Source organism: Comamonas sp. 4034 (genome assembly GCF_050434545.1).
GTDB classification, from domain to species: domain Bacteria; phylum Pseudomonadota; class Gammaproteobacteria; order Burkholderiales; family Burkholderiaceae_C; genus Comamonas; species Comamonas odontotermitis.
The window spans coordinates 154,412-168,038 of the sequence record NZ_JBNDIT010000007.1 but is presented as its reverse complement, the minus strand read 5'-3'; the positions used below and the strand labels follow the sequence as shown (position 1 = coordinate 168,038).

General features: G+C 62.7%; 11 protein-coding genes. 6 read left to right on the top strand and 5 right to left on the bottom strand.

Features of this window, described 5'->3' with window-relative positions; translation table 11 throughout:
• Positions 1-27: 27 nt before the first annotated feature.
• A complete protein-coding gene (locus tag ABIE32_RS09960; protein WP_429015650.1) occupies positions 28-813 on the top strand; it encodes an HAD-IIB family hydrolase in 786 nt (261 codons plus the stop codon).
• Positions 814-1,071: 258 nt separating this feature from the next.
• On the opposite strand, the gene ABIE32_RS09955 is transcribed toward ABIE32_RS09960, so the two are convergent.
• A complete protein-coding gene (locus ABIE32_RS09955; protein ID WP_429015648.1) occupies positions 1,072-1,503 on the bottom strand; it encodes an energy transducer TonB in 432 nt (143 codons plus the stop codon).
• 400 nt (positions 1,504-1,903) lie between these two features.
• Here ABIE32_RS09955 and ABIE32_RS09950 point away from each other — a divergent pair, with 400 nt between their 5' ends.
• Positions 1,904-3,346, top strand: a complete 1,443-nt coding sequence (locus ABIE32_RS09950; protein ID WP_224150391.1) for an NAD-dependent succinate-semialdehyde dehydrogenase — start codon at positions 1,904-1,906, stop codon at positions 3,344-3,346.
• 168 nt (positions 3,347-3,514) lie between these two features.
• On the opposite strand, the gene ABIE32_RS09945 is transcribed toward ABIE32_RS09950, so the two are convergent.
• Together ABIE32_RS09945 and ABIE32_RS09940 are read right to left on the bottom strand one after the other, a co-directional pair.
• A complete protein-coding gene (locus ABIE32_RS09945; RefSeq protein WP_429015645.1) occupies positions 3,515-4,471 on the bottom strand; it encodes a lysylphosphatidylglycerol synthase transmembrane domain-containing protein in 957 nt (318 codons plus the stop codon).
• A 13-nt stretch (positions 4,472-4,484) separates the two neighbouring features.
• Positions 4,485-5,504 (bottom strand): glycosyltransferase family 2 protein, encoded by a 1,020-nt coding sequence (locus ABIE32_RS09940; RefSeq protein ID WP_224150393.1) that lies wholly within the window; start codon positions 5,502-5,504, stop codon positions 4,485-4,487.
• Positions 5,505-5,631: 127 nt separating this feature from the next.
• Here ABIE32_RS09940 and ABIE32_RS09935 point away from each other — a divergent pair, with 127 nt between their 5' ends.
• The 3 genes from ABIE32_RS09935 to ABIE32_RS09925 are packed head-to-tail and all read left to right on the top strand — an operon-like array spanning position 5,632 to position 9,523.
• On the top strand, positions 5,632-7,176 hold the full coding sequence (locus ABIE32_RS09935) for a glycosyltransferase family 39 protein (protein ID WP_429015642.1): 1,545 nt from the start codon (positions 5,632-5,634) through the stop codon (positions 7,174-7,176).
• Positions 7,173-8,183 carry an NAD-dependent epimerase gene (locus tag ABIE32_RS09930; protein WP_429015641.1) on the top strand — a complete coding sequence of 337 codons (1,011 nt, stop codon included), beginning with the start codon at positions 7,173-7,175 and terminating at the stop codon, positions 8,181-8,183. Before ABIE32_RS09935 ends, ABIE32_RS09930 begins: the two co-directional genes overlap by 4 nt.
• Positions 8,180-9,523, top strand: coding sequence for a UDP-glucose dehydrogenase family protein (locus ABIE32_RS09925; protein ID WP_429015639.1), 1,344 nt, complete (start codon positions 8,180-8,182; stop codon positions 9,521-9,523). The genes ABIE32_RS09930 and ABIE32_RS09925 overlap by 4 nt, the downstream gene beginning before the upstream one ends.
• A gap of 111 nt (positions 9,524-9,634) precedes the next feature.
• Here ABIE32_RS09925 and ABIE32_RS09920 read toward each other — a convergent pair whose 3' ends face one another.
• The gene (locus ABIE32_RS09920) at positions 9,635-11,134 is read right to left on the bottom strand and encodes an amino acid permease (RefSeq protein ID WP_429015637.1); all 1,500 of its coding nucleotides are present in this window, start codon (positions 11,132-11,134) and stop codon (positions 9,635-9,637) included.
• 126 nt (positions 11,135-11,260) lie between these two features.
• On the bottom strand, positions 11,261-12,142 hold the full coding sequence (locus tag ABIE32_RS09915) for a D-hexose-6-phosphate mutarotase (RefSeq protein WP_429015635.1): 882 nt from the start codon (positions 12,140-12,142) through the stop codon (positions 11,261-11,263).
• Between ABIE32_RS09915 and yedE the strand changes: the two genes are divergently transcribed.
• Entirely contained in the window at positions 12,115-13,620 is a 1,506-nt protein-coding gene (yedE, locus tag ABIE32_RS09910) for a selenium metabolism membrane protein YedE/FdhT (protein WP_429015632.1), read from the top strand. The two genes, ABIE32_RS09915 and yedE, sit on opposite strands and share 28 nt — an antisense overlap.
• Positions 13,621-13,627: the final 7 nt, after the last annotated feature.

The window sequence follows — 13,627 nt, the reverse complement described above, 5'->3', positions numbered from 1 at the left end:
CATCCTTGATAGCCTCGTTTTTCCGCAATGCAAGCTCTTGATACCTGGAATCCTTCCCACGGCCCCATTGTTGGCCTGTTGACCGATATTGACGATACCCTGACCACTGAAGGCGTAGTGCCCGCCGCAGTGGTACAAGCCATCGCAGCACTCAAGGCCAAGGGCCTGGCGGTGATTCCGATCACGGGGCGCCCCGTGGGCTGGAGTGTGCCTTTTGCGCAAGAGTGGCCTGTCGATGCCATCGTGGCAGAAAACGGTGCTGTGGCGCTGCGCCGCAACGCCCTCGGAGGGCTGGACAAGCTCTACCAGCAGGACGATGCGACACGCATTGCCAACTATGCCAAGATGCAGGCAGTACTGGAGCAGATCGAGGCAACGGTACCAGGCGCACTGCGCGCCACCGACTCGGTGGGCCGTGAATGCGACATTGCGGTGGATCACAGCGAATTCACCCATATGCCGCAGGCCCAGATCGACCAGTGCGTCGCCATCATGAAGGCTGCAGGCATGAATGCCACGGTCAGTTCCATCCATATCAACGGCTGGTTCGGCGGACACAACAAGCTTGAAGGCGCGCGCTGGATCGTAAAGACGCTGTTTGGCAGGGATCTGGATGCCGAGATCGGCCAGTGGTGTTACATCGGTGATTCCACCAACGACCAGTTGATGTTCCAGCACTTTGAGAACAGCTTTGGCGTTGCCAATATTGAGCGGTTTGTGCCCCAACTGTCGCACCTGCCGCGCTATGTAACGCGTGGCGAGCGCGGCGAAGGCTTTGTGGAGCTGGCCGAACGCCTGTGTGCGGTGGCGTAAGCAGCGGGATCAGGCTCCTCAAGCTTGCACACCATATGCGGCTACTGCCCCTCCAAGAGGGGCATTTTTCATCTTGAGCTGGCCCGGCAATGAAAAACGCTTCCTCGCGCCCACACTTTCGCACCACGCGCAGCCATCACCTTTTGTTTTTGAATAGACGAAAGGAGAGCATGGGTCGCTCAGCAGTCAATGATTTTAGATGTTTTCATATCAAAATCATTGCCCAACTTGCGCTTAACGCTCTTTTTTTAGTAGCGATCAGGGTTTGAAATCGAACTGCTGCTGCAGGATGACCTTGATGGGCTGGTTGGCCTTCATTGCGGGGCGGTATTTCCACTTGCGCACGGCTCGTTCCACTTCGCCGGCCATGTCCTTGGAGGTGGTGGTCAAGGTCTTGACCTCACTCACGGTGCCGTCCACATTCACGACAAATTGAACGCGCACGCTGGCAGGCTGCGCCAGCGCGCCTGCTGGGTAGGGATAGCGCGGAGATGCGCCCGTCAGCAATTGAGGTGCACTGTCACAGGCGTTTCCTGCGCAGCCTGCTGCGGACAACGGCTCCGCAGGAGCCGACGCTGCTGCTGCCGCATCAGGTTTCTCGGCGGTTTTGGCGGTTTCCTGTGTGGCACAACCGGCCAGCAAGGCGGCAAACATGGTCACAACGGCAGAACTGGTACGGATAAAAGACATGGCCTGAAAACTTCCAGAATAGAACTTGCGCAAACAGGAATGCATCATCGGCATTTCCATCGGAGCATCACTTTGCTCACGTCAAATTTGCGCAAATCATGCATTAGATACACGGCAAGGCGCATCCGCCTGCGCTTTTTGGCAACAGGGCGGCACACCACAACCCCCATGTTTTACCATGAGCGCGCGGCCACATTGTGGAGAAACCTGGGTGCAAGTCTTCTCCACCGCGCCTGCGGGCCTGGAATTACGTTGGTGACTCCGCGTATTTGCGCTTGCGGTTAGCATGTATGCGCCCGTCCGCCTGTGCTGCGGCGCGATCACCAGAGTTTGCCTCCACAAGGCATGGTTTGCCCAGGCAGACCCGAAACATTCTCAAGACATGCAAGGAACAACCGCAATGACCACCGCGTATCCGGATACCCGACTGCTGATCAACAACGAATGGTGCGACGCCTCGGATGGCAAGACCATTGATGTGGTGAACCCTGCGACCGGCAAGACCATCGGCAAGGTGGCGCATGCCACCAAGAAAGACATGGATCGCGCGCTGGAAGCCGCGCAAGCAGGTTTCAACACCTGGCGCGCCATGCCCGCAATCGAGCGCGCAGGCATCATGCGCAAAGCTGCCGCCCTGCTGCGCGAGCGCGCCGACGCCATCGCCAGCCTGCTGACGCAGGAGCAAGGCAAGCCGCTGGTGGAAGCCAAGGGCGAAGTGCTGGCCGGTGCCGGCATCATCGAATGGTTTGCCGACGAGGGCCTGCGCGTGTATGGCCGTATCGTTCCTGCGCGTGTGGCCAACGTGCAGCAACTGGTGATCAAGGAGCCTGTTGGCCCGATTGCTGCCTTCACGCCCTGGAATTTCCCGATCAACCAGGTAGTGCGCAAGCTGGGTGCAGCCCTGGGCACGGGCTGCTCTTTCCTGGTGAAGGCGCCCGAAGAGACTCCCGCATCGCCCGCCGCGCTGCTGCAGTGCTTCGTGGACGCAGGCATTCCCAAGGGCGTGCTGGGCCTGCTGTATGGCTCGCCCGCTGAAATTTCGGAATACCTGATTCCCCACCCCATTATCCGCAAGGTAACGTTTACCGGCTCCACCGCCATTGGCAAGCAGCTGGCTGCACTGGCTGGCGCGCACATGAAGCGTGTGACCATGGAACTGGGCGGCCACGCGCCGGTGATCGTGGCCGAAGACGCCGATGTGGAACTGGCCATCAAGGCCACTGCGGCGGCCAAGTTCCGCAACGCGGGCCAGGTCTGCATCTCGCCGACGCGCTTTTTGGTGCATAGCAGCATCAAGAACGAGTTCATCGACGCCTTTGTCAAGCGCGCCGAGGGCCTCAAGCTGGGCGATGGCCTTGCCGATGGCACGACCCTGGGCCCTCTGGCCAATGCCCGCCGCCTGACCGCCATGGCCAAGGTGGTGGAAGATGCTGCTGCCAAGGGCGCCAAGGTGGCTACCGGTGGCGCGCGCGTGGGTAGCGAAGGCAATTTCTTCGCCCCAACCATTCTGGCCGACGTGCCCATGAACGCCTCGGTGTTCAATGATGAGCCCTTCGGCCCGATTGCCGCCATCCGCACCTTCGACAAGCTCGAAGACGCGATCACCGAAGCCAACCGCCTGCCCTTTGGCCTGGCCGCGTATGCCTATACGCGCTCGTACAAGAACGTGCAGATGCTGTCCAACCAGATCGAGGCCGGCATGGTCTGGATCAACCAGCCCGCCACACCAACGGCCGAATTCCCCTTTGGCGGCGTGAAGGACTCGGGCTACGGCAGCGAAGGCGGCCCCGAGGCGATGGAGGCATATCTCAACGCCAAGGCCGTGTCGATCACCGCTGCATAAGCTGTACCAACCCAGACCTGCCCCAAAAAAGAAAGCAAGCCTGCGGGCTTGCTTTTTTATTGCGGAAGGCAACACCTCTCATCAAACGCTACATTTTAAATAGCGAACTGTGCTTACCAATTAAGCGCCAAAGCCTGCTTTGATTGAAAAACGCTGTACAAAGGCGGTTCAACGCTCTGCAGCTTCCGCTTCCCTTTCGCGCCGGCTGGGGAGACCGAAGGCCACCGCCCCCAGTGCGCCCTGCACCAGCGCATATACGCCATAGATCAAGCCTACGCCAACCGCCACAGCAGCCGGCACACCGAAGGGCGCCAGTGCCGCAGCACTGGCCGCCTCGCGCGTGCCCCAGCCGCCCACACTCACCGGCAGCGCCGCCATCAAAAAGATGGGCGCCATGGCAAAGGCCCATGCGGCAACCGGCAGATGAATGCCCAGCGCCAGACCGCCCAGCGCCAGAGCCCCTGCCGACAACACCTGCACCAGCGCCGACGAAGCCGCCTGCACCAGCATCTGCGCATGAAAATCAGGCCGCTGCGCCGCCTGCAGCAGTGGCAGCAGCCACACAGGCAAATGAGCCGCATCGCGCCTGCCCAGCCACCACAACAGCAACCAGGGCAGTGCAATCCACAGTGCCGTGCCTGCCAGCATGGCCGCAATAAACCAGGCCTGCGGCACCCGCACTACGGGTGCCAGTACAGGGGCTGCCACCGCCGCGCCCAGGGCGCCAATCGCGCACAGCATCCACAGGCCGCTCAGCCGGTCCAGCAGCACCGACAGCGACGATGCCGCCTTGCCCTGCCCCGTGCGCTGCAGCACCACGGCGCGGTATACATCGCCGCCCACCACGGCACCGGGCAGCAAGGCATTGAGACCGATGGCCTGAAAGTACCAGCGCAGTGCATCGGGCCAGCGCATCTCCGCGCCCAGCCAGCGCGCCAGTGCGCGCCAGCGCCATGCAGAAACCACGTTGGATGCGATGGCCGCGCACAAGCCCGCTGCCAGCCACCCGCCATTGGCCGCGCGCAGGCGCGCCCATAGTGCAGCGGGGTCGGCAAAATAGGCAACGGCGCCCAGCAGGAGGGCGCCGCTTGCGGCCTTGATACAGGCTTTGTGGACTCGGTTCACGCAGGCGCCAGGCTCATATGGCGGCAGTGGCTGCCGCGCGCGGCACTTCTACGCGCACCATCTGCGGGGCCTCCGCCGTGGTGTCGATGCGGTATTCGTCCGCGTAGTACTGGCGACCACCGCCCGATTCATAGTACACACGGGTCAGCATTTCCCCGATCAGGCCTGCGGCCACAAAGGTCATGCCCATCAGCACCAGCATCACGCCAACAATCAGGAGCGGCCGGCCACCGATGCTCTCGCCCATCAGCTTGACGACGAACAGATAGGCCAGGATGAGAAAGCCGGGCGTGGCCAGCCATAGACCCAGGCCGCCAAAGGCGTGCAGCGGGCGCTGGCGATAGCGCATCAGAAACACCATCAGGATCAGATCCAGGATGACGCGGAAGGTACGGTCAATGCCGTATTTGGACACGCCCGCCGTGCGCGCATGGTGGCGCACCGGCACTTCGGTGATGCGCGCACCGGCATCGCGCGCCAGCGACGGAATGAAGCGATGCAGCTCGCCGTACAGGTGAATACGGTCGATGATGTGGCGGCGGTACGCCTTGAGGGCGCAGCCATAGTCGTGCAATTGCACGCCAGTGGCGTTGGATATGAGCCGGTTGGCTATTTTTGACGGTAATTTGCGCGAAATTGCTGCATCCTGGCGATCCTTGCGCCAGCCGGACACCATGTCCACGCTGGCATCGGTTTCCAGGCGGTTGAGCAGCAGCGGAATATCGTCCGGCTCGTTTTGCAGGTCGGCATCCAGCGTCACCACATATTTGCCACGCACGCGGTCAAACCCGGCCTGCAGCGCGCTCGATTGGCCGTAGTTGCGGGCCAGAATCACCGGCCGCAGCCAGGGGCGGGTCGATGCCAGCTCCAGCAGCAGCCTGGCGCTGTCGTCCTTCGATCCATCGTCCACGGCAATCAGCTCGTAGCTGAGCGGCTGCGCGCGCATGGCCGCATCGATCCGGTCCACCAGGGCGGTCAGGTTGTCAAATTCGTTATAGATGGGGACGACGATGGATACGGCAGGAGAAGACACGGCGCTTGGTATTTTGCTAAAACAGCGGTCGCCTATACTACCTGATCCGCCCTTTCCTCTGCTGCTGATGCGACAGGCCAGGCTCTCGCCCAGGCCCCGTGCGCATGGGCGCATCCGTGTTTCTGCCATGACGTCTTCGCCCTCCGCTTCTGCCAAAGACTGGCAGCAGCCCCTCTACCAGCACCCGCTGGCCTGGATACTGCTGCTGGCCTGTGCACACATCATCTCGCGCGTCACCATCTCGGAGGGCATGAAGTGGGACGAGTCCGAGCAAATCCTCTGGTCGCAGGAGTTCCTATTGGGCTACGGCTCTCAGCCCCCCGCCTACAGCTGGCTGCAATGGGCCGTGGGCCAGGTGCTGGGCCCATCGGTGCTGGCGCTCTCCATCGTCAAACACAGCTTGATCGTGCTCACCTATGTGCTGGCCTGGCAGGCTGCGCGCGTGCTGCTGCCCGCCAAGGGCGCCTTCTGGGTGGCAGGCGGCCTGCTGCTGATGCTGCCCTTTGGCTGGGACAGCGTGCGCGACCAGACCCACACCATCCTCGTGACCGCCATGACCTTTGGTACCTGGTGGATGGTGCTGCGCCAGGTCAAGACGCCCAACCCTGTCCATTTTGTCTGGCTGGGCGTGTTCTGCGGCCTGGGCATGCTGGCCAAATACAGCTTTGCCATGCTGATCGGCGTGCTCTTTGTGACTGCACTGACGGTGCCGCAGGTGCGCCGCGCCATACTGGGCCATGGCTGGTGGCTCGCTCCGCTGGTGGGCCTGCTGATCTTTGCGCCACATGCCTGGTGGCTGTCGCAGCATTGGCGTGAGGCCACTACGGAGACCATCCACAAGATGGACATCTCCACCCAGGTATCGCATCTCAAAGGCCTGGGGGCTCTGGCCAAGGCGGTATTTTCCACGCTGGGGCTGTGGCTTATTGTTGCGCTGGCAACCCATCGGGGCCGCCTGTGGAAGGCCGCCTACCGCGCAGGGGCAACAGCAGGTGCCGTGCCCGACTGGCGCGCCTGGGCATGGCCGCTGCTGCGCCGCTATCTTGCCCTGGTATTCCTCATTCTGATCGCCATGGTGGTGGTGGGCGATGTCAGCAGCTTCAAGCAGCGCTGGGTGCTGCCCCTGACGGCCATTGCACCGCTGGCGCTGTATGCCTGGCGCCCGGCCCTGCTGGCGGAAGGAACGGGCCGCGGCTATACCACGGCGGTAGTGCTGTTTGCGCTGGTGTTCTGGACCCTCGCCACGATCCGCCCCTGGCAGGCTGACTGGCGCCACGACCCCGACGAGCTGAACCACCCGGTTGCCCAACTGGCCCAGCAGCTGGCGGCCGCTGGCTACGACGGCAAGGGCGTGATTGTTGGATCCGACCACATGGTGGCCGCCATGCTGCGCTCGCACAACCCGCATGCCTATGCCATGTCCTGCACCGCCGAGTGGGGCCGCATGGCCGAATGCCTTGCAGGTGGCCGCGCCCGGGCTGCCGATTCCCGTGTAGGCCTGCTGTACATTGCACGCATGGACAAGGCCGCGCCCGACTGGTGGGACACCGTGCTCGCCAGCCACCCAGGGGCTGCACCGCAGTCCTTCACCATTCCTTTCGTCCATATGCGCGCCAGCACGCCGCCCATGCAATACCAGTATGTGTGGCTGCCTGCCCCCGTGAACCCATGAACACTGTCCTCGTCACCGGCGCCGCCGGTTTTATCGGTATGCACTGTGCCCAGCGCCTGCTCGCCCAGGGCCTGGCTGTGGTGGGCATCGACAACCTCAACAGCTACTACGATGTGGCGCTGAAGGATGCGCGCCTGGCACAGCTGCAAAGCCACCCCCATTTCCGCTTCGTGAAGCTGGATGTGGCCGACCGCGCAGGCATGGCAGCCCTCTTTGACGAAGTGCGCCCCCAGCGCGTGCTGCATCTGGCCGCCCAGGCCGGCGTGCGCTACTCCATCGACCAGCCCGACGACTACACCGACAGCAACCTGCTGGGCTTTGGCAATGTTCTGCAAGGCTGCCGCAAGCACGAGGTGGCGCACCTGGTGTACGCCAGCAGCTCCAGCGTGTACGGCGGCAATGCCAAGATGCCTTATGCCGAAAGCGATACGGTCGACCACCCGATCAGCTACTACGCGGCCACCAAGAAGGCCAACGAGCTGATGGCGCACACCTATTCGCACCTGTATGGCATGCCCACGACCGGGCTGCGGTTCTTCACCGTGTACGGCCCCTGGGGTCGGCCCGATATGGCCTTGTTCAAGTTCACCAAGGCGATTCTGGCGGGCGAGACCATCGACGTGTATGGCAACGGCGAGTTGGTACGCGATTTCACCTTCATCGACGATATTGTCGAAGGCATCCTGCGCGTGCTGGACAAGCCTGCGGCTCCCGATGCCGGCTACGACGCGCTGCAGCCCAACCCGGGCACCAGCACCGCCCCTTACCGCATCTTCAACATCGGCAACAGCAATCCCACGGTGCTGATGGACTACATCGCAGCGCTGGAATCGGCCTTGGGCACCACCGCCAACAAGCGTATGCTGCCCATACAGCCGGGCGATATGCACAGCACATCGGCCGACACCCGCGCCCTGCAGGCCTGGGTGAACTTTGCCCCATCGACCACTGTCAGAGACGGTGTCCAGCGCTTTGTGGACTGGTACCGCTCGTTCTACCGCGTATGAAAGTCACTGTTTTCGGAACCGGCTATGTCGGTCTTGTACAAGGGGCCGTGCTGGCCGACGTAGGCCACCAGGTGCTCTGCGTGGATGTGGACGCCGCCAAGGTGGCCGCACTGCAGGCCGGGCAGATTCCCATCCATGAGCCGGGCCTCGACAAGCTCGTGACCAGCAACCACGCCAACGGCCGCCTGCGCTTTACCACCGATGCGGCCGAAGGCGTACGGCACAGCGAGGTCATCTTCCTGGCCGTGGGCACCCCCCCCGATGAGGATGGCAGCGCCGACCTGCAATACGTGCTGGCGGTGGCCCGCACCATTGCCCAGCACATGACGGGGCCGCGCATCGTCATCAACAAATCCACAGTCCCCGTTGGCACCGCCGACAAAGTGCGCGACGTGATCGCGCAGGGCCTCGCCGCTCGTGGTGCGAGCTACGACTTTGACGTGGTCTCCAACCCCGAATTCCTGAAGGAAGGCGCTGCGGTGGCCGACTGCCAGCGGCCCGACCGCATCATCATCGGCACGGGCAACCCGGCATCCGAGGCCCGGCTGCGCGAGCTGTACGCGCCCTTCAACCGCAACCACGACAGGATCGTCGTGATGGATGTGCGAAGCGCGGAGCTGACCAAGTACGCCGCCAATGCCATGCTGGCCACCAAGATCAGCTTCATGAACGAGATCGCCAACCTGGCCGAACGGCTGGGCGCCAATGTGGAAGCCGTGCGCCGCGGCATCGGCAGCGATCCGCGCATTGGCTACCACTTCATCTACCCCGGCGCGGGCTATGGCGGCAGCTGCTTCCCCAAGGATGTGAAAGCCCTGGTCCGCACCGCGCAGGACACCGGATTCGAGCCCCTATTGCTGAACGCCGTGGAGGCCCGCAACGAAGCCCAGCGCAACGTGCTGTTCGAGCGCATCAGAGCCTTCTATGGCGGGCAATTGCAGGGCAAGACCATTGCGCTGTGGGGCCTGGCCTTCAAGCCCAATACCGACGACATGCGCGAGGCACCCAGCCGCAACCTGCTCGAGGCCCTGTGGGCGGCAGGCGCCCGGGTACAGGCCTACGACCCGGTGGCGATGAAGGAAGCGCAGCGCATCTATGGCGAGCGCGACGATCTGGTACTGGTGGACAGCGTGGATGCAGCCGTGCAGGGCGCCGATTGCCTGGCAATCGTCACCGAGTGGCAAATCTTCCGGGCGCCCGATTTCGAGCAACTCGCCGCCAGCCTGAAGGACCGCATGGTGTTCGATGGCCGCAACCTCTACGACCCGGCGCTCGTGGCAAGCCACGGCCTGGGCTATGTCTCCATCGGTCGCCAGCCCGTACAGCCCAAGGGCCATTGAAGCGCGCCCCCAACAGCGGGATCGGGTGCACGCACAAAAAAAGCAAGTCCACGGACTTGCTTTTTTACGGTCAAAACACGCTATAGCGCACAACCATCAAGCGCCTTCAGCTCATTTTTTGGTAGTGACATGCCCGTCAAAACGCATATCGCCGTAGGCCACGGTGCGTGAGCCCTTGGCCATGCGGTAACCCCACCAGATCACCAGAAATACCGGCAGGCCGATATAGGTAGCCACCACGCCGCCCCAATCGATCTGGTCTTTCAGGAAAGCCTCATAGTTCTGGCCCAGTGTGATGATGAGGCACAGAACGAAAGCAAAGATCGGCCCGAAAGGGAACCAGGGCGATACATAGGGCAGTTGCGACACATCATGCCCCTGCGCCACAAAGCCCTTGCGAAAGCGGTAGTGGCTCACGGCAATGCCCAGCCAGGCGATGAAGCCCGTCATGCCCGAAAGGTTCAAAAGCCACAGATACACGGTCTTGGGGCTGAAAAGAAAGCTGAAAAAGCACAGCCCGGCCATTACCGTGGTGGCCAGCAGCGCCAGCACCGGCACCCCGTTGCCCGACAGCCGCGCAAACGCCTTGGGCGCCATGCCCTGGCAGGCCAGCGTGTAGAGCATGCGCGTAGAGGCATACATGCCCGAATTGCCTGCCGACAGCACCGACGTGAGCACCACCGCATTCATGACGGCAGCCGCCGACAGCAGCCCGGCTTTCTGGAACACCAGGGTAAAGGGGCTCACGCTGATGTCGCCCACCTCGTTGCGCAGCAGCTGCGGGTCGGTGTAGGGAATGAGCGAGCTGATGACCGCAATCGCCAGCACATAGAACAGCAGAATGCGCCAGAACACCTGGCGCACCGCGCGTGGAATATTGCGTGCGGGGTCTTCCGACTCTGCCGCTGCAATGCCGATGAGCTCGGTCCCCTGAAAGGAAAAGCCAACAATCATCGCCACGCCGATCAGCGCTGCAAAGCCCCCTGCAAAGGGCGCATCCCCCACTTGCCACGTAGCCAGAGCGCCCCAGATGCCGTTTTGCGGGCCGCCATGGAGAATGCCGACGATCATGGCCACGCCAATCGCGATGAACACCAGCACCGTCGTCACCTTGATGGCGGCAAACCAGTACTCTGCCTCACCAAAGCCTTTGACCGAGATGGCATTGAGCGCCACCATCAGCAGCAGGAACAGGGCACTCCACCAATAACCCGGCACATCGGGAAACCAGTAAGTCATCACCAACTGCGACGCCACCAGATCGACCGCAATCGTGATCGCCCAGTTGTACCAATAGTTCCAGCCCAGCGCAAAGCCAAAGCCTTCATCGACATAGCGCGCGCCGTAGGTGGCAAACGAACCCGACACTGGCATGTAGGCAGCCAGCTCGCCCAGGCTGGTCATCAAAAAATACACCATCAGGCCGATGACACCATAAGCGAGCAGCGCGCCGCCGGGCCCGGCCTGGGCAATGGTGGCGCCAGAGGCCACGAACAGGCCCGTGCCGATGGAGCCGCCAATGGCAATCATCGACAGATGGCGGGCCTTGAGGTCGCGGCGCAGCTCGGTCGCGGCGCCAGAGGGAGAGGAACGGGAAGCAGTACCCGGCATAGAAACAGCGCAGCCATAGCTGCGCGCACAACAAACAAGGGCGCCATTATCAACGCAGCCGCTCGCCCCTGCCGGGGAGCGGGCGCTAATCCGCAGCCTGCGCCTTGCTTTAGACCCCAGCCAGGCTTATGCGCCAGCCGTAGTTAGCGTTTGCATCAGTCGCCAAGACTGCCCAGGGGCCAGGGTGACGGGGGCGTCGATGCTGGCTGCCTCCACGCACAGCATCTGGCGCCAGCCATCGTCGGGCATGTCGGTCAGCTCCTGGCTCAGCGCCGCACCCGGGTTCCACACCACCACCTCACTGGCATTTGCACTGTTTTGGATGGTCAGCGCACGTCCTTCATACGCAAATTGCTGCGAAACTTGTAGCAATTTACCGCCAGCGCCGGGCGTCGAGAACACGCGATCAAAACCCGCTCCCGGCGCGGCGCCAAAATCAATCTGATCGGCCGCTTCGGCAAAGCGGGTATCGGCCAGCGCATCCCAGCACGCAGCCCCCTGCAAGCCCGCAAGCTGCGTCTGCGTGATCTCATCCACCTGCAGATAGCTGTGCAGCGCGCAGGTCATGGCCCAAGGCGTGCTGCCGGTGTTGCGCACTTCCAGCGTGATGGCCAGCGAGTTGGCGCCAACTTCAGCACGCAGTACGGCATCAAAGGCCTCGGGCCAGAACTGGCGGGTAGCCGGGCCATCCTGCAGGCGCAGTGCAATATGCTGCGCGCCACATTCCGCCACCTGCCAGCCCAGGTTGCGCACAAAGCCATGCTTGGGCAGTGGTCCGCGCGTGTTGAACTGGGGAAAGCACACCGGCACGCCTCCACGGATGGCCGTCTTGCCGTCGCGCGCGCTGGCGGGGCTCAGGTACAGGTGTTCGCGGCCATCTGCTGTCTTCCACGACAGCACTTGCGCGCCCTGCTCTGCCACGACGAGGCTGCTGCCGTCCGCCCATTGCTTGTACCAGGCGGGAAAACCTTCCCAGACGAGTGCCGCCCAGCCGTGTGTGTTGTTCATGGAGTTCCTTGTTGGATATCAGATGCAGATTGTGCAAGCTGCCGAGCGCCGTGACGGTGGCAGTAGCAGTGACAGTGTCTGGAAAAATCACAAGGAGCATAATCGCTCCCGTCCGCTCCGGTGCATCCGCCGGGAGGATTCGCCTCTGTTGCAGGCACCTATTTGAAAGACCCTCCACCTGTCGCGCGCTGCTGCAGCATGCGCCGGGAGGCCTGGGCCAGACGCTGCGCACGCCCGCGCAGCAAGGAAGAAACATGACCTGGCAAGACTTCAAGCACCAATACCTGGTGCGCTTCTGGTCGCCCGTACCCGCAGTGATTGCGGCAGGCGTCCTCTCTGCATATTACTTTGGCCTGACCGGCACTTTCTGGGCCGTCACCGGCGAGTTCACCCGGTGGGGCGGCCATGTGCTCCAGTTCTTCGGGGTCGATCTCTCGAACTGGGGCTACTTCAAGGTCATCGGCCTGCAGGGGACGCCGCTCACCCGCATCGATGGTGTGATGATCATCGGCATGTTCGTAGGCTGCTTCTCGGCTGCGCTCTGGGCCAACAACGTCAAGCTGCGCATGCCCAACCACCGTATCCGCGTGGTGCAGGCCATCGTTGGCGGCATCATTGCTGGCTTCGGCGCTCGCCTGGCCATGGGCTGCAACCTGGCGGCGTTCTTCACCGGCATTCCGCAGTTCTCGCTGCACGCATGGTTCTTTGCCATTGCCACGGCCATTGGCTCACTGTTCGGCGCCAAGGTGAGCATGCTGCCCATCTTCCGCATTCCGGTCAAACTGCAGAAAGTGAACGCCGCCCAGCCGCTGTCTGCGCGCGAAGCCCAGGCCAAGAAGCGCTTTCGCCTGGGCATGTTTCTGTTCGTCGCTTTCATCTGCTGGGCGATTGCCAAGGTGTTCGATGCACCCAAGCTCGGCTTTGCCGCGTTGTTCGGGCTGATGTTCGGCCTGATCATCGAGCGCGCCCAGGTGTGCTTCACATCGGCTTTCCGTGACCTGTGGCTGACCGGACGCACCCAGATGGCCAAGGCCATCATCTTCGGCATGGCCGCTGGCACCATCGGCGTCTACAGCTACGTGCAGCTGGGGCTCGATCCCAAGATCTTCTGGGCAGGCCCCAATGCCGTGATTGGCGGCCTGCTGTTTGGCTTTGGCATCGTGCTCGCAGGCGGGTGCGAGACCGGCTGGATGTACCGCGCCGTCGAAGGCCAGGTGCATTACTGGTGGGTGGGTCTGGGCAACATCATCGGCTCCACCCTGCTGGCGCTGGTATGGGACGATCTGGCCCCCGCCATCGCCATCAACTACGACAAGATCAACCTGCTCAAGGCCCTGGGCCCGCAGGCGGGCCTGCTCACCACCTATGTGATGCTGGCCATCTCGCTGCTGCTCGTGCTGTGGTGGGAGCGCCATTTCTTCAACCGCAAGCAGCGCCAGCAATCCATTCAGGCCAGCGTGCGCCCTGCCGTTCAGTAAGGAGTTC